This window comes from Acidobacteriota bacterium, from assembly GCA_028875725.1.
Classification (GTDB): domain Bacteria; phylum Acidobacteriota; class Thermoanaerobaculia; order Multivoradales; family Multivoraceae; genus Multivorans.
In genome coordinates, this window is record JAPPCR010000006.1 from 516,146 (window position 1) to 537,104 (window position 20,959).

Genomic DNA, 20,959 nt, shown 5'->3' on the forward strand with positions numbered 1-20,959 from the left:
CCGCGCTACGCGGCCGGCAGTCGATTCAGGAAGCGGCGGATCGACCCGACGAGGCGGTCCGGAGCGTCGTAGTGGACCATGTGGCCGGCGCCCTCGATCTCTTCGTGCCGGCCGCGGCGAAAGAGGGCGACGCGGCGGGCGATCTCTTCGGGTTCGGGGGTGGCGTGCTGTTCGTCGATGCCGCGGCGGCTGCTCCAGAACTCGTTGGCGAGGGCCGCGGTGAGGATGAGGGTGGGGCAGGTGACCCAGCTCCAGCGTTCCTCGGAGGCTTCCGGCACGTTCGACATCCAGGTCGTCACGACCTGGGGATCCCACTTCCACTCCAGGCCGCCGGAAGCCAGAGGGCGGGTGCCCAGGTCCACGAACTCGTGCGCGCGGTCCGGGTCGAGGCGGGGATGCACGCGCTTCAGCAGGTCCCAGGCGTGGTCCTTGGAGGAAACCATCCGGTGCTTGCGCGGGTGGGTCAGCGACTCGACTCCCATCCTGGCCCGTTTCTGCTTGACCTCTTCGGGGAAGCGGTTCAGGGCGTAGGGCGGACCGAGACCCTCGATCAACACGATGGCCCGTGGCAGCTCGGAGAAGATCCCCGCCCACTGGGCCACGACCTGGCCTCCGAGGCTGTGGCCGATGACGATCGGTCGCTCGAGTTCGCAGTCGAGGAACACGGCGTGCAGGTCCGCGATGTGGTGCGCCATCGTGTAGATGCCGGGATGCGCGCTCTCGCCGTGGCCGCGCAGGTCGTAGGCGATGACCCGGTGGTCGGCGGCCAGGGCCTCGGCGACCGGCGCGAGCGTGAGCGCGAAGTCCTGGATGCCGTGCGCCAGCAGGATCGGGGGGCCAGAGGCCTGACCCCACTCGTAGATCTCGAGTTCGGTGCCGCTGGCCTCGATGCGTCGCTGCCGGTGGGTCGCCGGCTCGAACCGGTGCGGCGGTTGGGATGCGGTCAGGGTCAAGGAGGGGCCACCAGCAGGAAACCGCTGTCGGCGAGCGTCCGGTTCAGCTCCGCCAGCGGGCCGGCAAGAGTAGCGTTGAAACGGTCCTCCTGCGCGGCCAGTTCGTCGCTGAGCATCCGCCACACCGCGGCCTGCTGATCCGTGGGCCGGGCGTCGGCCTGGCCGACCGAGCGCGCCAGGTAGGTGAGTCGGGCGTAGAGCCGGCGCGGCCAGCGCAGGGCGTCCTGGCCGGTGCCGGTCATCCGGAGGTCGAAGAACTCCCCCTCGGTCGCCCGGAGCTCCTCGCGCAGCGAGCCGGCCTGGTTGGTGGCTCTGAAGACGTCGATGTCGCCCCCGCTCTCCGACAGGCGATCTTCGAGTTGTCGCAGGTCGCGGCGAAGGCGCTCGGCTTCGTTGATGAGGTGGACGGCTCGCTCGATGCCGTCGTGGATCTGGGCGAGCAGGGCGTGCTGCGCCTCCAGGTCGCTGGGCGACGCGGTGGAGTCCGGGTCGAGCAGGAGGTCCATGTCGACCGTTGACGCCGGCTCGCTGTCGTCCGGCTCGCCGTCGTCGGTCGGGAGGACCAGTTCGAGCAGGTAGTTGCCCGGAGCGGCCAGCATCGAGAATCGGCCGCCGTCGGGCAGCGGCCGCCAGCCTCGGTCAGGCATCTCCCAGTCGGGCCGCTCGTCGGGCTTCGAGCGCAGCCGGACCTCGGCCGTCGGGGCGTGGCGCAGGTCCCAGGTCACGCGGTGAAGACCCGCCGCCGCGGGCAGGTCTTCCAGGGTGCGGACGAGGTCGCCGCCGGCGTCGCGGACGCGGATCGTGGCGATGTCACCGGCGTCGGTTGACGTCGGGATCCAGTAGTGGAGCAGGGCGCCGTACGGCGGGTTCGTTCCGGTCGCCGGCACGTCGGGTTGGGCCATCGGCGCGCCGCGGGTGCGGAAACGGTAGGTAACACGTGGCGCCAGCAGCGTCGGCCCGCGGCTCGCCAGACCGCGCGCGACCTCGCGCAGTGCCGTCAGGTCGTCGAGGACCCAGATGCCGCGGCCGTAGGTGGCGACCACCAGGTCGTCGAAGTGCTCCTGCACCTCGATCCAGTGGACGGGCGCCGGCGGCAGGTTCGGCTCACCGTTGCTGCGCCGCGAGAGGCTCCGCCAGTTCGTTCCATCGTCGAAGGAAACGTGGAGCGCGTTCTCGGTGCCCAGGAACAGGAGCCCGGCCTGCTCCGGATCCTCGCGGACGGCGTGGACGTTCGCGAGCGGTCCGCGCGGCAGGCCGGCCGCGAGGTCGGTCCACGTCGCGCCGTAGTCGTTCGTCCGGAACACGTAGGGCGTCGTGTCGCCCTCCTGGTGACGGTCGACCGCCACATAGGCGGCGCCGGCGGCGAAGTCCGACGGGTCGATGTTGCGCACGGTGCCGAGGGGCGGCAGGCCGGGGAGGTTCGCGGTCACGTTGGTCCAGGTCGCACCGCCGTTCCGGGTCAACTGGACCTGGCCGTCGTTCGTGCCGGCCCAGAGCAGCCCGGGCTCGAGCGGGCTCTCGGCGATCGCGAACACGACCGGCGCGATCGTCGGTCCGGCGTCGTCGAGGGTCAGGCCGCCCGTGCGGCGCATGAGAGCCGGGTCGGCGGTGGTGAGATCGGGCGAGATCCGCTCCCAGCTCTGGCCGCGGTCGCGGCTCCGGTGGACGTACTGGCTTCCGGCGTAGACGGCCTCCGGATCGTGCGGCGAGGTGGCAAAGGGGGCAGTCCACTGGAAGCGGTACTCGAGTTCCGAGGCCGGCGAGCTCTCGATGGCCAACGGCCAGACGCTGACGTCGCGGGACTGGCCCGAGCGCAGGTCGTAGAGCTCGAGCTGTCCGTCGTAGCAGCCGGTCCAGACCAGGTTCGGGTCGGCGCGGTGGACCATCGAGAAGCCGACCTCGCAGCCGCCGACGGAGTGCCACTCGCCGACCGGGATGCCCTGGGTGCGTCCTCCGTAGAGGACGCGGCTCGGCCCGCGCATCGAGGGTCCGTCCTGGCGGTTGCCGTAGACGAAGTAGGGCCGGCGGTCGTCGGTCGATACGTGGTACATCTGCGCGATCGGCAACTGGGGCCGGTACCAGGAGCGCCCGCGGTCGTTCGTGACGCTCACGCCGCCGTCGTGACCGACGATCCGCCGGTCGGGATCGAGCGGGTCGATCCAGATATCGTGGTGGTCCCAACCGGGCTGTTCAAAGCCCTCGCTTTCGACCGTGCGGCCGCCGTCGAGCGAGATGGACTGCCGGGTGGCGACGAACGTGACCTCGTCCGCGCGGTCGGGCGCCGCGGCCATGCGCGTGTAGTAGAGCGGCCGGGTGATCAGGTTCAGGTCGCGGCTGATCAATCGCCACGAGTCGCCGCGGTCGTCCGAGCGCCAGAGGACGCCGGCGAAGGGATCGGAAGGAGCGAAGTCGCGGTTCGAACTCGTCTCGATCAGGGCGTAGACGCGGTCCGGATCGTCGGCCGACGTGGCGAGTCCGATCTTCCCGAGCGGCGGCTCGGGCAGGCCCGCTCCCTCGAGGCGCGTCCAGGTGTCGCCGCCGTCCTTCGAGCGGTAGATGCCGCTGCCCGGGCCGCCGCTGGTGCGGCCGGAGGTCCGGATCTCGATCTGCCAGGCCGCGGCATAGACGAACCGCGGGTTGTCGGGCGCGAAGGCGAGATCGACGACGCCGGTGTCCGCGTCGATGAACAGGACGTGCTCCCAGGTGACGCCGCCGTCGGTGGTGCGGAAGACGCCCCGGGCCTCCTCGTCCTGCTCCTGCGGGCCGTAGGCGTGGCCGAGCGCGGCGACCAGGGCGGTGTCGGGATCGTCCGGGTGGACCAGGATGCGGCCGATCCTGCCGCTGGCGTCGAGCCCCAGGTGTTCAAAGCTGTCGCCGCGGTCGGTCGAGCGGTAGACACCGTTGCCGATCGAGATGTTGCTGCGGATGAAGCTCTCGCCGGTCCCCACCCAGATCACGTTGGGGTCGGACGGGGCGACGGTGACCGAGCCGATCGAAGCCGCCTCCTGGCGGTCGAAGATGGGTTCCCAGCCGACGCCGCCATCGTTGCTGCGCCAGAGCCCGCCCGAAGCGGCGCCGGCGTAGTAGACGTTGCTCTCGCCGGGCACTCCGGCGACGGCCGAAACCCGGTTGCCGATCGGCCCGACGTGGCGGAACGCGAACGGATCGAGAAGCTGCGGCAGAGCGTCCGCAGCCGGTTGGGCGGCCGCGGCGGCGGCGCCGAGCAGGAGGGCGAGAAACGCCCTGTGACGGATAGGCGTCTTAGTAGCCGACCTGCTTGTTGACCACGTTGCGCAGCGGCCTGCCGGTCGCGAAGCGCGTGATGTTGTCGCGCAGGAGCTGCGTTCGACGCTCTTCCAGCCGGTCGGAGATCGTCGCCAGGTGCGGGGTGATCGTCACGTTCGACATCGTCCACAGCGGGTGACCGGTCGGCAGCGGCTCGGGATCGGTCACGTCGAGGCCGGCGGCGCGGACCTTGCCGCTTTCAAGCGCCGCGACCAGGGCGTCCGTGTCGACGATCTTGCCGCGCGAGATGTTGATGAAGTAGACGTCCTGCTTCATCAGCTCGAACTGGCGGGCGCCGATCATGCCCTCCGTGGCGGGCGTGTGCGGCACGGAGGAGAAGACGACGTCGGCCCGCGGCAGCAGGTCGTCGAGTTCGTCGGGCTTGCCGACGTAGGCGACATCGCGGTGGATCGGGATGTCCTTCGGATCGACGCCGATCACGGTCATGCCGAAGGCCGCGGCCCGCTGCGCGATCTGGGTGCCGATGCCGCCGAGGCCGATGACCAGGGCAGTCTTGCCCCGGAGCTCGATCATCGGCAGCGCGCGGTCCGTGTTCCAGCCTTCCGGCATCTGGGCGTTGAACGCCTTGATGTTGCGGGTGAAGTTCAGGAGCAGGGCAAAGGCGTGGTCGGCGATCTCCGGGCCCTGGATGATCTTCGCGTTGGTCAGGGTGATGTCGCTGTCGCGCAGGTCGGGAATCTCGAGGAAGCCCTCGACACCGGCGGAGTTGCTCTGGATCCAGCGCAGCTTGCTGTCGGCCGTCAGGAAGTTCTCGATGCCGCGGTAGCCCGCGATCAGGCCGTTGCAGACGTTCGGGTCGAGGCCCTCTTCCAGGGCGACCAGGTCGAGGTTGTCGTGCTCGTCCTCCAGGTCTCCGAGCGCATCGGTAAAGAACGCCGGCATGCACACCGTGACGGTCTGCCCGAACGCGCCGGAGGCCGCGAACAGGAGGAGAAGAACGGTGAGCAGAACCGGTCTGAGATCCAGCGCTGGACGGTGGAGCATGGGCGTGTCTCCTGAGCGATAGGCGGTTGTAAACGGGCGAAGTGTGGAGCGTAGCAGTGCCTGCCGCGGGCGGTTCCTCAGGTGTTACCATGCCGCCGCTCTCGGCCCCGAGAACCGACGCCCCAAACCGACAGGAAGCGAGCCAGATGACGACCGACGCCCTCCGCGAACGCGGCGATTCACTGGAGGATGCCTTCTTCCGCAACATGGACAGGGAGCTGATCGACGAGCTCCGCGCGAAGAAAGAGCGTGAGCAGCAACTTGATGAACTGGCTGCGGCTTCGGGCATCGCGCACCGTGACGTTCTCGGCGCCCTGCTCGATGCGGGCATGCACGGCGAGGCGCTGGTGGCGGCGGGTCTGGTGCCGCTGATCGAGGTTGCGTGGTCGGACCACGCGATGGACGCCGCGGAGCGGGACGCGATCATGCAGGCCGCCAGGGACGCCGGGGTGACTCGCGGGTCGACTGCTGCCGAACTCCTCTCCGCCTGGCTGGAGCGGCGTCCGGGAGCGGAACTGCTCGAGGCCTGGAAGGGCTATGCGGCCGCGCTGGTCGCCGAGCTCGACGAAGCGGACGCCGCGAGGGTGCGCGGCGACATCATGAGCCGGGCGCAGGCCGTCGCTGAAGCCGCGGGCGGCTTCCTCGGTCTCGGCAGCGTGTCCCGCGAGGAGCGGCGGATGCTCGCCGAGCTGGCCGCGGCGCTCGGCGGCTGAGGCGCTACCAGCTCGCCTTGATCACGCCCGGACGGGGTTGCTGCCGCCGCGGAGCGCCGCGCGTAGGTTCCCGACGAGCGCTTGCGCTTCGCCGGTCCGCTACCAGCTCGCCTTGATCACGCCCGGGAGCTCGCCGCGGAGCGCGAGGTCGCGCAGGGCGATCCGCGACAGGCCGAACTTCCGGTAGTAGCCGCGGGGCCGGCCGCTGACGGCGCAGCGGTTGCGGACACGAACCGGGCTGGAGTCGCGGGGGAGCTTGTTCAGCAGGCGTTGGGCCTCGAAGCGCTGGTCGGGCGGCAGACGCTCGTCCTTCGCCAGCGCCCGCAACTCGTCGCGGCGCTCCTTGTATCTCTCGACGATCTGCTTGCGGCGGTCGTTCTTGGCGACTGATGCCTTGGTGGCCATCTGTTCCGTGTTCCCTTGGCTGATTTCGATGCCGACGTGGCCTGCCCGGCGCGTCCGCTGCCGCGGCGCGCAGGGAGCGCGTACCTTAGCAGGTTTCCCCGGGAGCGTCTGCGCTGGCACCTGGCGAGCCGGCTCGTCCCGTTCGCGCAAACATTCGCTCAGGTTCGCTAACAAAAGCCCCTTGACCGTCAGAGCGGACTCGGACAACGTGACGCTGACCATCTACAGGTGTGACGGTCATGTCGGAATCGGTACGTTAGAGGGCGGGCGTTGGTCCGATGAGTCTTCGACGGCAAGCCCTGAGGCAACTGAGACGGGAGGTTTGTGTCATGGGTGGAGCGTGCGAATCGGGACGTCTCGCAGCGAGTTGGGCACCGGCTCCAGGGATCAGTAGATGGGTGGTCGCGGCGCTCGTGCTCGGTGCCCTGACCGTACCTTCAGCCGCCCAGGGCTCCGACTGGCCGCAGTGGCGCGGGCCGAATCGCGACGGTCAGGCGGTCGGCGCCGAACTTCCAGCAGAGCTGCCCTCGGCACTCCACCAACTCTGGAAAGTGCGGGTCGGCGGTGGTCAGTCCTCTCCCATCGTGGTCGGCGATCGCGTTTTCGTGCACGCGCGGCAGGGCGAGGAGGAGGTTGTGCTCGCCCTGTCGGCGGCGACCGGCGAGGAGCTCTGGCGGCACAGCTACGTTGCCTCCTACGCGCCCAGAACCGCGGCAATCCAGTACGGCCCGGGTCCGAAGTCGACCATGCTCGCTGAAGGCGATTCGGTCTACAGCTTCGGTATCAGGGAGCGTCTTCTGGCCGTGGACGCCGGTTCGGGCAATGTGCGCTGGGAGAAGACCTTCGACGATCTCTACGAGGAGCCGTACCCGGTTTGGGGGACCGCCTCGTCGCCGCTGGTCGAGGGCAACCTGCTGATCGTTCCGATCGGCACCACGGGCAACGAGCAGCAGGGAGATGAGGGCGCGCTGGTCGCCTACGACAAGACGACCGGCGAGGAAGTGTGGCGCGTCGACGGACCGCCGGCATACGCCTCGCCCGTGGCGTTCGACCACGGCGGTGTGCGACAGATCGTGACGATGGACGACGTGTCCTTTTTCGGAGTCGGCGCCACCGATGGCGATCCGCTGTGGTCGCTCGACTTCACGACTGCCTTCCAGCAGAACACGCCGACCGCGGTTCGTTACGACGGCAAGTTCATCCTCTCGGGTTACCAGTGGGGGACTGCCGCGATCAGGGTCGAACCGCCGGCCAAGGCGAAGGGCGACTGGTCGGTGAGCGAGGTCTGGAAGACGACGGACGCGGAGCTCTACATGGACTCCGCGGTGCTCGTCGGCGACCACCTGTACTTCCGTTCGAACAAGAGAGCCGGCACCTTCGTCTGTCTCGATCCCGCCACCGGAGAGATCGTCTGGCAGGGGCCCGGCCGGTGGGCCGCCTATGCGTCGGTGATCGCCGTCGGCGACCGCCTCCTCGTGCTGACGGACGAAGCGGAACTCAAGGTGATCGCGGCGGATCCGTCGGCGTACCGGGAACTGGCCTCCTGGGAGGTGGCCGACAGCACGACCTGGGCCCACCTGGCGCTCTCCGGGTCACGGGTCTACGTGAAGGACGAGGAACACCTGGCCGCCTTCGATCTGGCTTCGACCCGGGTCACGGAGGCCGGTGAGCGGTCCACCGCTACGACGTCCGCGACGGCTGATGCCGCCGGAGGCTCCAAGGAGGACACCGAGGCCGTCAAGGTCGCGGTGCGGGCCATGCTGAAGGCCATGGCGGACGGCGACATGGACCTCATGTGGACCTATCTGGGCGAGGACTTCAGGTCCTACAGCGGCGCCGACAAGGATGTCTTCCGCGACTATCTCGGGTCGACCGCCGGCAGCAGGACTCCAAGCGACGAGATGGTGGTCGAGTGGGACGGCGCCACGGCCAAGGTCACCGGAACCCGGTGGATCACATCCGCCGGGCTGGACTTCGGACTCGAGATGCTCGTGAACAAGCGTGGCGGCAAATGGCTTGTCACCTGGATGGACTTCGACTCCAGGCGTATCCATGGTCAGGAGTAGCGATGGGCGGGCCGGGGCGCCCACCGTCCGCAGGTCTCCTACTGGCACCGGCGGACGACCATCGCCACTTCGGCAAGCGCGTCGAGAGTGAGGCCCTCGTCGCAGAGCTGCCGCAGCGCAACGGCGACGCCGTCACCGTGCTCCCCGGCGAGAACGTTGGGGAGCCGGTCGCGGAGATCGCGGTCGCACCAGCGGGCGGCGACCTCGAAGCCGTGATCCTCATAGACCGAAGCCGGGTGGCCGCCCATGAGTACGGCCAGCGCGCGGTAGGGCGGCAGCGCCTTGGCGACGGTCGCCTCGACGCCCGTGGCGTCGGCCCAGCGTACGAACTGCTCGAGAAGCGCAACGCCGATGCCCCTCCCCTGGTATCGGGGATCGCGGGCACTGCCGCTGGTCAACTGGCCGACGTGGTAGCAGAACAGGTTCAGCGTCCCCGGTGGCAGGGTGGGGGCGTTCGCCTGACCGAAGTCGCCCCAGTAGGACGGATCCATGATGCCGGCGGGGGAGCGTAGTGCCGGGTCGTAGCGGCGGAACTGGAGTTGGCCTACGTGCTGTTCGCCATCGAAGGCGAGGATCGCGCTCGCCCCAAGGTCGGCGATTCGGCTACGGATCACGGCCTCCGGCCCCTGGCAGTCGATGGGGACGCTGCCGAGATCGGACATCGTCATCGGGCGGTAGTGAATCACTGCGGCCGAAGTTATCGTGCCGGCGGCGCTGCACGCGGCTGCCGGCATCACGACCAATCTGAGACCTGGCAATCAGAGAAGGGAGCGCAGCGATGGATATCATGCAGGCAACCGAGGCTCACGCTCAGAAGTGGGCGGACGAGGTCGCGGACCTCGTCTACGAGACCGGACCGACCACCTACGAGTACCAGTTCGGCGGCCGGGAGTTCTACGACGAGATCGTCAAGGCCTCGTGGTCCAGGGCAGGCACGCTGTTCGGCTACGACTGCACGACGATCGCGGTCGAGAGCGACGAACTCCTGGCGATCGAGATCGGCTTCCGCGGTCCGGAATTCGCCGCGCGCAAGAAGACGCTGGGCGCGCTGTGGGCGCCGCTGATCGAGTCGGGCCGAGTCACGAGGGAGCAGCTCGGCGAGATCGGACGGGCCGCCTATCTGGCCAGCTACCTGAACGTCGCGATTCCGTCGGCGGTCTACTACGTTCACGCGCTCGCCGTCGTCGAGTCCCGGCGGGGTGAGGGGATCGGCAAGAAGCTGATGCAGCGGGCGATCGACGACTCGAAGAGCGAAGGTCTTCGCGGTCTGCACCTCGATGTGCTCTCGGGTACTCCAGCGGTCCACTTCTACAACTCCCTCGGGATGGAGTGCCTGACCGAAACGGTCGCGCCGATCCCGCACCGGAACGGCATCCCGATGGAAATGCGGATGGCGCTGGACTACTAGGAGTCGCCTAAGGGGAGTTGGGCCTGCTGTCCGGCGGGAAGAAGAGAGTCCCCAGCCCCTTCTCCAGTTCCGCGCAGGCCGCGGCTTCGCCCATGTTGCAGGCGGTGGAGAGGAGGTCCTGGGCCAGGGGGATGTCCTTTGGCACGCCGTGGCCGTGCACGTGGGCGTAGCCGAGCAGGAAGCAGCTCATGCTCTCGCCGTCCTCGCAGCCGGCGGGGAGCTGTTCGATCGCGTCGGACACGCCGGCGGAGGTCATCGACACGTTGCCGTCGAAGACCGCCTGGATGACGACGTTCTGGCAGCCCTTTTGGAAGCCGCCGCGACATGCCTGGTCGAAGTAGGAGACGCCCTCCAGCGGATCGAACGGCATGATCTCACCCCGGTTGTAGAGCACTCCCAGCATGTTGCACTCCTCGCCGCCGCCGTTGTTGCACGTGAGTTCGAGCTTCGTGACCAGGTTCTCGCAGGCGAACCGCTTGCCCTCGTCGCAGGCTTGCTGCCAGTACTTGAAGTCGTCGCCCTCGTGCGCGCGGCCGACGAAGTTCGAAGCCAGCATCCAGCCGAAGAGGCCGATCCAGACGGCCATGAAGGCGTAGTTCACCCGCCGCGGCTTCGTTGCCTGGAGCAACGCCGAGAGGCGGAAGCTCTCCACGCGGCGCGACTTTCCGAGCCGGTCGAGCAGCGGCACGCAGAGGTTGAGCACCGGGACGAACAGCAGCTTGTCGTAGAAGAGGGGGACATCGACCTGGCGCAGGAACTCGAACAGGCCGAAGACGCTCAAGCCGTAGAGGGCCCCGAACACCGCGCTGCCCAGCCTGCTGCGGGGCGACGTCGACGGATCAGTGACGAGGAGGTGAAGGCCCAGGAACACCGCGATCGGAATGCTGGCGTCGACGAAGAAGTGGACGCCCGTGACGCTCGAGTAGACGAGGTTGGCCACGACCAGGGCGGCCGCCGCGAACAGGGTCACGATCGTCACTGAGAAGAAGAACTGGACGACCAGTCCGGCCATAAAGATCGCGACGTACATGTGGGGCGCGTTGGCCAGGGTCGTCGCGATCTCGGCGCCCCAGGTGAGGTCCGTCGTCCCGGAGAGGATCAGGCCGAGCGAGAAGACGGAGAGGGCGAAGCCCGACGGGTTGAAGATGTGCCGCTTGCGGCCGTCCCGGTTCCAGCGGAAGAACTCCTTGCCGAGGATGCCGACGGCGATCATCGCGAACTGCAGGTAGAACCACTCCTCCTTGAAGCAGAGGAAGAAGTTCGTGCTCAGAATGATCGGAAACTGCCCGAAGCCCAGGTGCCAGGTCTTTCGTCTCGACCAGCCCACGAGCATGTCGAAGGCGTAGGCGAAGACGATCTGCGCCAGGATGAGCGCTGCCTGGTGCCGCATCTGCTCCCAGTAGAAGGCCCAGTAGACGTAGATGCAGGTCTGCACGAAGGCCTGCACGTAGTGCGAGGGGATCAGGGAGACCTTCAGTTTCAGCTCGCGCCCGCCCTGGCCTGAGTCGGCCAGCAACCGGCCCTGCAGAAGAGCGAGCACGCCGCAGGCGCCCCAGAGCGCCCAGGTCAACTCGTTGCTTGCGCGAAACTGCGGATGCAGCGAGAACGCAAGCAGCAGGAGAGTGAAGGACGCGGGCAGCCACCAGACGGGCGGCAGCCGCTGAGCTTCCCTGACGTTGGCCATTCGGGACCTCTTTCCCTTTGACACTATAGTCACGACCGGACCTCCGGCCTGGGTGTGTCCGAAGGAGAACGATGCGATCGAAGGCGAGACTGCGCCGGCGTCGTCCATGGGCCCGAAGCATGGCCCTCCTGCTGGTGGTGCTCGTGGCCGGCGCGTTTCTGGCAAGCCGCCTGGTCCGCGACAGCTCCGCGGAGGCGGCTCTCGACGACGCCCTCGTGACAAGCCGGATCCCTGGCCGAACCGAAGAAACGAGACGGCGCTTTGAACGCCTGATCGAGGACTATCGCGGCAGCCGGGCGGCGTGGGCCGCGCACGGTTACCTGGCTGCGCTGGAAGCTGCGAGCCACCGGGTGGCGGAAGCCCGTGCGCTTTGGGAGAGGCTGGCCGAAGGCGGCCCGGGCGATCTGGCGGCGGACGCCGAGATGAGCCTGATCCACCTGGATCGCGAGGAGGGTCGACTCGAGGACCTGGCGGACAGGCTGGAGAACCTGATCGAGGACGGAGACAGCAGCCTGCCGGAGGATGTCCTCCTGTTCGAGCTTGCCCAGACGCTCGAGCAACTCGGGCGGCACGAGGAGGCTCGCCGGATCAAGCGCTTCGAAGAGGTGGTCCCCGAGCGACCTCGGGTTCAGCGCTGATGCGTGAGGAGCGCGGGCGGGACTAGGCGACGGCGCCAGGTGACGCGACCTTGGGATCGTTGACGCCCATGCCGTCGAGAAGCTCGTGGAAGCGCGACTCCGAACGGAGCTCGTCGAACGCCGGATGGACCTTCGCCCACATGGCCACTCCGCGCTTGACCCTGATCGCTTCTTCCAGCCAGCGCAAGGCCGCGTCTTTTTCGCCGAGCCAGGCGTGCAGTATGGCCAGCGAGTCGTAGTGAGCATCCTCGTTGCGGGCCCGCTTCAGCAATCGGGCCGTGCTCCAGCGGAGCACTCCCCGCTCGCCTTCCTTCTCGAGGATTCTCCCGATCGTTTCGGCGTCGTTCGGACGACCGGCGTTTCGCAGGTGGACCTGTCGCTCGCGGACCGCCTCGTCCGGGCGGTCCATGGCGCTGTAGCAGGCAGCGGCCAGTGATCGCGTCGCCGGGTACGTGCTGTCGATGGCGAGCGTCCGGCGCGCCTCGGAGAGCGCCTCCTCGTAGCGACGCGACAGGTAGTAGACGAAGCACAGGCTTCGGCCCAGCATCGGCGCGAGCGGATCCAGGTGCGTGGCGGTCTTCAGCTCCTGCTCCGCTTCCTCCAGGCGGCCGACCGGTGCCAGGAAGTATTGCCCGTAGGAGAACCGGGCGTTGGGGTTCCCGGGATCGAGTCGCAGCGCGCGCAGGTAGGCGCGCTGCGCCGCGGGCCAGTCCCACTGCAGGGCGGCCCGCAGGAGGCCGCAGGCCCGGTACGCGGTGGCGGTCGTGTCGCTCAGTGCCAGCGCCGTTTGCACCGCTTCTTCCGCTCTTGACGCCGCTTCGCCGACGCGCAGGAAGCCGTCGACCGCGAGCGTTCCGTAGCACAGAGCGAGGACGGCATGACCTTGCGCGAAGTCCGGCTGCATTTCGAGCGCCCGGTCCAGCAGTTCGATGGCCTGCTTGACCCGATCGCCCTTCTGTGTGCCGAGGTGATAGCGGGCCTCCAGGTAGAGCTGGTACACCTCCTGGCTCTGCGTCGGACGCTTGACGATCGGGCCGGGATGCGGCGCCAGGAGCTTCCTTCGCAGACGGTTGACGATTGCCCGCGCGATGTCCTCCTGGATCTCGAAGACGTCTCCGAGTTCCCGGTCGTAGCGCTCGGACCAGAGTTGGGTGCCGTCCGACGTACGGATCAGGTGCGCCGAGATCCGGAGGCGCTCGCCCGCTTTTCGCACACTGCCTTCCAGGATGGCCGAGACGCCCAGTTTTTCGCCGACCTCCGGGCTGCTCAGGTCTCTCAGCCGGCGATCGAAGGAGGAGGTTCTACCGACGACCCGCAAGCCGTCGACGCTCGCCAGGGCATCGATGAGTTCCTCCGCCACCCCATCGCAGAAGAACTGCTGTTCGGGATCCGGGCTCAGGTTGAAGAAGGGCCGGACCGCGACGGACCCCTCCAGAGGAGCTTCCACCGGCGCAATGAAACGGTAACCGCGACCCGGAAGCGTGACGACGTACTGCGCCTTGTCGTTCTTTCCCAGGCTCTTGCGCAGTACCGAGAGGTTGTGTGTGAGGTTGCTCTCATCGACCGCGGTGTCCGGCCAGACCATCGCCATCAACTCCTCCTTGTGGAGGAGGCGGCCGTGGTTCTCGACCAGCGCTCTCAGGGTGTCGAAGACCTTCGGCCGGAGGGGAACCAGCTTCCCCTCGCGGAGCAGGCGGCGCTGCCCGAGGTCGAGCAGGTACGGGCCGAAGAGGTAGGTGCGACGATCTGGAGGAAAAGACACGGCCGGTAAAGGAGTCGGCAGAGCCTAGCAGCGCGGCCGACGGCTTCGGCCGGTCGCGGTGTCCTGACGAGTGAGCCGCCGGGCGGCTCTAGTCGTCCTGAGGTTGCTCGGAAAGCTCGGCGATGATCCGTCGCCGCACCTCGGTCGGGTTGGTGACGGGCTGGCTGCGCAGCCGTCCGACCTCCGCGGCCTCGTAGGGCTTCAGGTCCTTCGCGTTCTCGGGATCGAAGCGGCGGACGATCCAGGTCATCAACCGGGCCAGGGCCTCGTCGTCGATCAGAGCCTGGGAGGCGCCGGGCACCTGGACCAGATAGTCCCGCCATTCGGGGCTGGCGATGTACTTGCCCACCTCGCCGGGCAGGGGAGGGACCGTGCCCTCCACGCCGGCCCCGTCGGCCATGTGGCAGCCCTGGCAGTGCAGCATGTAGTCGAGGTGGGCGAGACGGTAGATGTCCGCGTCGTCCGCCTCGGCCCCGGCGACGGCCGCGCTCGCGCACACGACGAGGATCGTGAGCAGAACGAGAGGGCGATGCAGGTCGCGCTGTACCTCGGAATGCACGGGTGGTGGAGTCCTACTCGGCGACCGAGAGTATCCGCGACATCGTGCAGTGGTAGCCGAAGGGCGCGCCGCCGTTGCCGCACCACAGCACCGAGTTCGAACGCTGGGGGTGATAGCGCATCGTGTCGCCTTCGTTCGTGTTGCAGTAGCAGCGCTGGCAGGGGAAGGCGCCGCAGCAGTCGTGGTAGGCGACGACGTAGCTCTTGCCGTCCGCCGGATTCAGGCAGGTGCCGGTCCAGGTGATGGGCGCGGCTTTGGACCCTGGCGGACAGGAACTCGTCGAACCGCCGCAGCATCCGCAGAGCCAGCCGTCGACCGAGCAGTACGCCCAGTAGTCGCACTGCATGGGATCCTGCATGGGTTCGGCAGCGTCGTCCCCGGCTTCCTGCGCGAACGTCCGGTCCACCGGCAGCAGCGGCAACAGAACGCCGCCGGCGATGGCGCTACCGATGGAGCCCAGCACCGATCGCCGGGAGGTCTTGTCGGCCAGACGAGTGGCCGCGCGAACCGAGATGTTGTCGAACCAGTTCATGGCAAACCTCACGATGGTTGTTGTGAACCCTCCGCGATGAGCACCCGGCCTTCTTCCTGGTGCTCGAGAAACTCCTGTATCGAACTGACGCCCAGCCTCTTCGCCTCGAACAGGCTCTCCACGTGCTCCCGGCTGTTCGTGAGCCCCTGAGCCGCGACGATCCCGTTCTCGTCGAGCAGGACGCCATACGGGAGCTTGCCGATCTCATAGGTCATGCCGAGTTCCGGCGAGAGCACGTAGGCGAAGTCGTCGAGCCGGCTCCTGGTTCGAAACTCGGCGTGCTGCGCCGGGTCGCCGTCGCTCGCGAAGACGAGTCGCAGCCAGTCCGACTCTTTCCGGGCGATGGATCGGAGGGCCGGAAGGAGCTGCGCACACACCGGACACTTGGGTGTCAGGAACGTGATCAACGTGCTCTTGCCATCCGGATCGGGAGCGCCCAGGACGATCGCTTCGCCGTCCAGGGCGTCGAGCCGGAACTCCGGCGACTTCTCGCCGACGCGCACCGTCTTGCTCAGCGCCAACGCGCCGACGGGGCCGATCCGCTGGTGGATCACGCCGACCTGACGGGCGAGCGCGAAACTCACCACCGCCAGACAGAGAATCGCGACTCCCATGATCGCGAACAGGATGCCGACGGAGGTCGTCAAGACGTCCCTTCCCGGAGCAAACCGTGGTTCGCGATGAGCACGTCCGCAGTAGCGTACATGGCGATGGCGAACAGGCCGAGCGAGAAGGCGCCGGCATGGTCGGCGAACTCGAGGGGTCGCGCGGCAGCCTGCGGGACCAGCAGCAGGGCCACGGCGATCAGCACGAGATTCCTCAGCACCAGGGCCCATCCCGCTGGCTGCCCGGCCGTCCCGGCCCAGGAGCAGCCGCAGTCCTCGGGTGCGATGCCGCGCGCGATGCTCACGGACATGCCGAGCGCGTACACGCCGAGCAGCGCGGCAACCAGACCCGCAGCCGCCGCTCCCGAGGGATAGGTCGCACAAAGCCCGGCGGCGACGAACTCCGCGGCGATCAGGACCGCGGTCACGAACGCGGCGAGCACGGGCGAACGGGGCAAGCCGAAGCCCTGCAGGTAGCGGGACGTGATCGCCGCGGTCGTCCGCAGGTCGCGCAGCTTGTGCACGGCGGTGCCGAGGAACAGCAGCGTGAGCAGAACTCGCGCGGCGATCTGGACGACCGGGTCGATCCCGAGGCTCATGGATGAGTCAGTCCCAGGGTTGCATCATGACGAGGACGCCCCTGACCTCCACGTCGGGGTTCAGGGTGCGCGTCACCTCGCCCGTGTTCGCGTCGTAGATGTCGACGTGGCTGTAGGTCGACGCGTAGAGGAGCGGCGCGTCGTCCTGGCTCACCGCGACCGCGGCCGCGGCCTTGTCCATCTTGTAGCGCGCCAGTCGTTCACGGCTCTCGATGTCGAACACCCAGGTTTCGAAGCCGAAGCCGCGGTGGAAGTCGTAGCCGCCGGGCTTGCGCTCGAGATCCGGGACGACGGACATCAGCAGGAAGATGCGGCCGGAGGCTTCGTGGATCGCCATGTGCTGGTTCGGCGCGGCGGGCACCCAGACGCCCGCTTCGTCCTCGTCGCGGAACGTCCAGGGTTCCTGGAAGCTGATCCCGCCGCCGCTCGTGTCGACGGCGTGCATCACGCCGCGCACCGAGGCGAAGTACCAGACGTCCCCCGATCTCGCGCCAGTGGGGTGCAGGGGGTCCCCCTCTGCGTCGAAGAAGCCGGGGTGGGTTTCTCTTCCGCTCTCTGCGCCGTTCTCGTCCAGGTCGACGGTCAGCACGGATCCGTCGCCGCACAGCGAGAGGAACCGGCGCGGGCCGGCCGCCATCGTGTGTGCGCAGCCGCCCGTCTCGATCTCGCCGACGTACTTCCGCTCCTGCAGGTCGACGACTCCGAAGCTGAGGGCGGGCGTGAAGAACGACTGGATGAGGAAGCGATCGTTGTCCGTCAGGGTCGTCAGGTTGGCGCTCGCCAGCCCCCGCATCGCCTTGGGCGGGTCGATCGGGATCTCGCCCTTGATCTCGAGCGTGTTGGCATCGAAGATCTCGACCACCTCGACGAGGTCGCCGTGGTAGCCGCGCGACATGTAGACGGCATGGTTGTAGATCTCCTCGCCCGAGCCGGGGATCTGGGGCAGGATGCCCTGGTAGCCGAGTTCGATCGTGCCGAGAAGGGTGCCGCTGTCGGCATCGATGAGATCCGCGTGCGCGTAGTTCGCGAAGGATGCGATCCAGACCCAGTGCGCTCCGTCCGGTTTCTCTGGAAGGGTCGCGGTGGTCAGCGGTTCCGGAAGGGAGGCCGGATCGATCTGTGCCGAAGATGGGTTTCCGGCCAGTCCGGTCGAGACGACGAGCGCCAGCGCGAAGAACGTCCTCTTCATACCTACTCCTTTCGGGTCCAGAACAGCTCGTACTCGGTTTCCCACGTGTCGCCGCCGTCGGTGGAGAGCACGGAGAGTTCGCGGAGGCGGCCGTCGGGCAGCGTGAAGAAGCTGAAGCGGCCGATCGTTCCTTCGTCCAGGTCAGCCGTCTCGAAGCGGAACTCGTCGTCCATCATGTTCCCGTTCTCGAACCGCATCCTCTGGCCGCCCGGCTTGCCGGAAGCGGAGAGGTAGCTCCAGTTGTCCCGCGTGTCGCTGTAGACCAGTACGCAGAAGAAGTCCCGTATGCCCTCCATGCGGGTCATCCACTCTTCGACGAGATAGCAACCCTCCGGCCCCAGCTCCCAGACGACCTCGGCCATCAGTGCGCCGTCGCCGGTGTGGACTTCCCACTCGCCTACCAGGTGGTGAGCGGCCTTGCAGGCTGGATTCGCCGCCTCCTGGGAGTCGGCGGCCGCGGCCGGGGTGGCAAGGAGCGTGACCGTTGCGGCTCCGCATGCGAGTAGTCGCGTGAGACCCATGTCGTCCTCCTCCCGAAGGCGCGTTCCGACGGTGCCGGTGACCACCTTCTCGACTGTGTTCAGGTCGAATCACTGTGACGGAGAAGGTGCTGCAAGTCAAGGCAGATACGAGCATTTCAGGTTCGCTCAGATTCGCTAAGAAAAGTTCCTTGACTCGGGTGGGGAAGGCCGTAAACCTTACGGTGTTTGAAACTGCGCCAAGGGAGGTCCGTATGCCGTCTTCTCCTCGTCTAGCCGCGAGGCTCGTCTTCGCTCTGGTTCTTCTGGCGCTCCTCGTGTCGACTGCGGCCTACGCCCAGAACGTCGGTTCAGTGCGCGGAACGGTCCGCTCCGCGGACGGCGAAGCCCTGCCGGGAGTCCTGGTGCAGGCCACCGGCGACATCGTGCGCGGTGAACGCACGTCCGTCTCAGGTGTCAATGGCGACTGGCTGATCCCCGGACTCCCGCCTGGCTTCGTGACCCTGACCGCGACGCTCGAGGGAATGGAGACCGAGACGGTGGAAGGCGTCCGCGTCTCGATCTCCGGCGTGGCGGTCGTGGACTTCTCGATGCGGGTCGCTGGAGTGGAGGAGGCGATCACCGTGACCTCCGAGGCGCCGATCCTCGACGTGACGAGCTCGTCGGCCAGCAGCAGCTTCCAGGCCGACCTGATCGACGCCAAGCCGACGACCCAGCGCAACTTCCAGGAACTCGCCCTGATGGCACCCGGCGTGTCGGCGAACGGCAACGTCGGGTCGGTCGGCGTCTACTCGGGGTTCGTTTCCGCCTACGGCCGGGACGAGGGGTCCGTGGCCTGGAACGTCGACGGCCTGGACATCAGCTTCCCGGATACCGGCAACATCTTTGGAGCCTGGGCGGATCCAGACACGATCGCCGAGGTGCAGGTGCTCGGCGTCGGAGCGCCCGCCGAGTACGGGAACATGACCGGCGCCGCAGTCAACGTGGTTACGAAGTCGGGGACCAACACACTCCAGGGGCGCGTGGCCTACACCGGCGAGTTCGATGAGCTGACCTCCTCGGGGCCCCAGGTGGAGGACGCAGCGGGAGTCGAACGCGGTTTCGTGAGGGACACCTACAACAGTTGGACTTTGTCGGCGGGCGGCCCGGTCAAGAAGGACAAGCTGTTCTTCTTCGCCGCGGTCGGACTCAAGGAGGAGCTGTTGCTTGAGCCGGGAGCGACGCCGAGCATCGACATCCCGGTCAGCACCTTCGACCACTACAACCTGAAGCTCGACTGGTCGGTCAATCCTTCGCATACGCTGACGGGGGCCTTCCAGTTCGAGGACTACGCGCGCTCGTACGGCAGCAGCAGCCGCGTGATCACGAATCCGGCCGCGGTGGGCACGGAGTACCTCCTGGTCCCCTACACGCGCCTCGGCTACCAGGGGATACTCGGCGGCAACACGATCCTCGAAGTGAACTGGAACGACATCCACAACAAGGACCGCAACGTCTCGGCGACCGGCAGCCTGGAGTCGCCCTTCATCGACTTCAACACGAGTCCGCAGACCCTGAGCGGCGGCAAGACGTATCCCTACATGTACCCCGTGTGGTGGAACCGCGGCCATGCCAAGGTGACCCACTTCGCCGAGGATCTCGCAGGCAGCCACGAGTTCAAGTTCGGATTCCAGTACAGCAGCAGCGGCGAGAAGGCGGCGGCCGTCTATCCCGGCTTCGGTGGCAAGTACTACTACAAGTACGGAGCGAACTACTACGTGTACTCGCGCAAGGAGCACTACTACGGCGCGGACACGGAGGCGTTGGGGTTCTACGTGGACGACTCCTGGCGCGTCAACGATCGCCTGACCCTGAACCTCGGCGTCCGGACCGACTCGGACAAAGGCGAGATTCCGCCCTATCCGATCCTGGAGTCCTACCTCTGCGACAAGCTGAACTGCGGCGTGACGACAGGGGAGTTCTCGCCGAAGTACTCGGACGTCGTCGACTACTCGAGCGTGGACCCGCGGTTGGGACTGGCCTATCGGATCGGCGACGGTGACCGGCAGGCCGTGCTTCGGCTGTCCGCCGGCCGCTACCACGAGATGAACGTCGTCTCGAACTGGCAACAGCCCCATCCGGACCGGCCCGTCGCGCGGTTCGGCTACAGCGCGAACCGGCATGGTCCCTTCGTCTACTTCTCTGAGGTAGGCAATGGCACCTTCAGACTGCCGAGGAAGGACCTGAAACGGCCCCAGACCGATCAGTACGCGGTGGGGTACGAGAAGCAGCTCGGCGAGTACGTCGTCGGTCTCCAGCTCATCACGCACGAGACGACGGACATGATCGGCTGGCAGATCGGGGACGACGGCGAGTACGAGGACATGCCCTACGTCAACCCGCTGACGGGGGAGACGATCATGCTGAAGAACATGATCGTTCAGCCGACACTTCAGAAGGGCAACCGCCCCGGGAACGCGGCGAACGCCCCGCCGGGGACCAAGTACCACCAGAAGTACAAGGGCGCCTTCCTCACCTTCGCCAAGCGGCACACCGGCCGCTGGTCGCTGGACGGGTCGCTCGGCTGGGCGGAATCGAAGGGGTTCCAGCCCGACGCGCTCCAGGAGAGCCAGAACAACGCCTTCTACATCGGCAACCAGGGATCGGACCCGAACCATCACCTGTTCGGAGGCGAGTTGGGTCAGAGCGATCGGCCGTGGACGTTCCGGACCCAGGCGACCTTCGATCTCCCCTGGGACCTGCGGCTGGTCACGATCCTGAACTACGAGGATGGCCGCCCGTACCGCCACATGGCACGGGTACGCCTGAACCAGGGAAACGTCACGGTGCCGCTGGAGGCGATGACCGGCGCCCGCCGGATGCCGCCGCGCAAGCAGATCGACATCGGTCTGGCGCGCCGGTTCACGCTGGGCGACGACGTTGGCCTGAAGGTTGACCTGCAGGCGCTGAACCTCCTGGACGACGACGGCCACTACTACTGGGGCAGCTACGGTCGCTATCCGGCTGAACTCGTGCCGTCGAGGTACTTCCTGCCGCGACGGGTGGCGATACGCGTGGGCTTCGACTTCTAGGAGGTT

At 67.5% G+C, this 20,959-nt stretch carries 18 protein-coding genes; 5 read left to right on the forward strand and 13 right to left on the reverse strand.

Translation table 11 applies throughout. The features are described 5' to 3' along the window. Positions 1-5: 5 nt before the first annotated feature. The 3 genes from OXI49_04185 to OXI49_04195 form a co-directional block, all read right to left on the reverse strand. A complete protein-coding gene (locus OXI49_04185) occupies positions 6-953 on the reverse strand; it encodes an alpha/beta hydrolase (GenBank protein MDE2689688.1) in 948 nt (315 codons plus the stop codon). Then, positions 950-4,060, reverse strand: a complete 3,111-nt coding sequence (locus OXI49_04190; protein ID MDE2689689.1) for a sialidase — start codon at positions 4,058-4,060, stop codon at positions 950-952. Before OXI49_04190 ends, OXI49_04185 begins: the two co-directional genes overlap by 4 nt. Before the next feature lie 154 nt (positions 4,061-4,214). Then, positions 4,215-5,243, reverse strand: a complete 1,029-nt coding sequence (locus OXI49_04195; GenBank protein MDE2689690.1) for a D-2-hydroxyacid dehydrogenase — start codon at positions 5,241-5,243, stop codon at positions 4,215-4,217. A gap of 146 nt (positions 5,244-5,389) precedes the next feature. Here OXI49_04195 and OXI49_04200 point away from each other — a divergent pair, with 146 nt between their 5' ends. Then, positions 5,390-5,956 (forward strand): hypothetical protein, encoded by a 567-nt coding sequence (locus OXI49_04200; protein ID MDE2689691.1) that lies wholly within the window; start codon positions 5,390-5,392, stop codon positions 5,954-5,956. Positions 5,957-6,055: 99 nt separating this feature from the next. Here the strand turns inward: OXI49_04200 and rpsN are convergent, their stop codons facing one another. Beyond that, the gene (gene rpsN / locus OXI49_04205; GenBank protein MDE2689692.1) at positions 6,056-6,361 is read right to left on the reverse strand and encodes a 30S ribosomal protein S14; all 306 of its coding nucleotides are present in this window, start codon (positions 6,359-6,361) and stop codon (positions 6,056-6,058) included. A 398-nt stretch (positions 6,362-6,759) separates the two neighbouring features. Between rpsN and OXI49_04210 the strand changes: the two genes are divergently transcribed. Next, positions 6,760-8,427: a PQQ-binding-like beta-propeller repeat protein gene (locus tag OXI49_04210; GenBank protein MDE2689693.1), complete on the forward strand. Its 1,668-nt coding sequence runs from the start codon at positions 6,760-6,762 to the stop codon at positions 8,425-8,427. 38 nt (positions 8,428-8,465) lie between these two features. On the opposite strand, the gene OXI49_04215 is transcribed toward OXI49_04210, so the two are convergent. Further along, the gene (locus tag OXI49_04215) at positions 8,466-9,113 is read right to left on the reverse strand and encodes a GNAT family N-acetyltransferase (protein MDE2689694.1); all 648 of its coding nucleotides are present in this window, start codon (positions 9,111-9,113) and stop codon (positions 8,466-8,468) included. A gap of 92 nt (positions 9,114-9,205) precedes the next feature. On the opposite strand from OXI49_04215, the gene OXI49_04220 reads away from it, so the two are divergent. Continuing rightward, the gene (locus OXI49_04220) at positions 9,206-9,835 is read left to right on the forward strand and encodes a GNAT family N-acetyltransferase (GenBank protein ID MDE2689695.1); all 630 of its coding nucleotides are present in this window, start codon (positions 9,206-9,208) and stop codon (positions 9,833-9,835) included. 7 nt (positions 9,836-9,842) lie between these two features. Here OXI49_04220 and OXI49_04225 read toward each other — a convergent pair whose 3' ends face one another. Beyond that, positions 9,843-11,519 (reverse strand): tetratricopeptide repeat protein, encoded by a 1,677-nt coding sequence (locus tag OXI49_04225; protein MDE2689696.1) that lies wholly within the window; start codon positions 11,517-11,519, stop codon positions 9,843-9,845. Positions 11,520-11,638: 119 nt separating this feature from the next. On the opposite strand from OXI49_04225, the gene OXI49_04230 reads away from it, so the two are divergent. Continuing rightward, complete coding sequence (locus OXI49_04230) at positions 11,639-12,157, forward strand: hypothetical protein (GenBank protein ID MDE2689697.1); 519 nt, start codon at positions 11,639-11,641, stop codon at positions 12,155-12,157. Between the two features lie 22 nt (positions 12,158-12,179). Here OXI49_04230 and OXI49_04235 read toward each other — a convergent pair whose 3' ends face one another. The 7 genes from OXI49_04235 to OXI49_04265 all read right to left on the reverse strand — a co-directional run bounded on the left by OXI49_04235 (position 12,180) and on the right by OXI49_04265 (position 17,924). Further along, positions 12,180-13,919: a winged helix-turn-helix domain-containing protein gene (locus tag OXI49_04235; GenBank protein MDE2689698.1), complete on the reverse strand. Its 1,740-nt coding sequence runs from the start codon at positions 13,917-13,919 to the stop codon at positions 12,180-12,182. An 88-nt stretch (positions 13,920-14,007) separates the two neighbouring features. After that, the gene (locus OXI49_04240; protein ID MDE2689699.1) at positions 14,008-14,478 is read right to left on the reverse strand and encodes a cytochrome c; all 471 of its coding nucleotides are present in this window, start codon (positions 14,476-14,478) and stop codon (positions 14,008-14,010) included. Positions 14,479-14,491: 13 nt separating this feature from the next. After that, positions 14,492-15,010 carry a hypothetical protein gene (locus tag OXI49_04245; protein MDE2689700.1) on the reverse strand — a complete coding sequence of 173 codons (519 nt, stop codon included), beginning with the start codon at positions 15,008-15,010 and terminating at the stop codon, positions 14,492-14,494. A gap of 8 nt (positions 15,011-15,018) precedes the next feature. After that, the gene (gene mauD, locus OXI49_04250) at positions 15,019-15,657 is read right to left on the reverse strand and encodes a methylamine dehydrogenase accessory protein MauD (GenBank protein ID MDE2689701.1); all 639 of its coding nucleotides are present in this window, start codon (positions 15,655-15,657) and stop codon (positions 15,019-15,021) included. Next, positions 15,654-16,214, reverse strand: a complete 561-nt coding sequence (locus OXI49_04255; protein MDE2689702.1) for a hypothetical protein — start codon at positions 16,212-16,214, stop codon at positions 15,654-15,656. Before OXI49_04255 ends, mauD begins: the two co-directional genes overlap by 4 nt. A 7-nt stretch (positions 16,215-16,221) precedes the next feature. Further along, positions 16,222-17,403 carry an amine dehydrogenase large subunit gene (locus OXI49_04260; protein ID MDE2689703.1) on the reverse strand — a complete coding sequence of 394 codons (1,182 nt, stop codon included), beginning with the start codon at positions 17,401-17,403 and terminating at the stop codon, positions 16,222-16,224. A gap of 2 nt (positions 17,404-17,405) precedes the next feature. Continuing rightward, positions 17,406-17,924, reverse strand: coding sequence for a hypothetical protein (locus tag OXI49_04265; protein MDE2689704.1), 519 nt, complete (start codon positions 17,922-17,924; stop codon positions 17,406-17,408). A gap of 212 nt (positions 17,925-18,136) precedes the next feature. Between OXI49_04265 and OXI49_04270 the strand changes: the two genes are divergently transcribed. After that, a complete protein-coding gene (locus OXI49_04270; GenBank protein ID MDE2689705.1) occupies positions 18,137-20,953 on the forward strand; it encodes a TonB-dependent receptor in 2,817 nt (938 codons plus the stop codon). Positions 20,954-20,959: the final 6 nt, after the last annotated feature.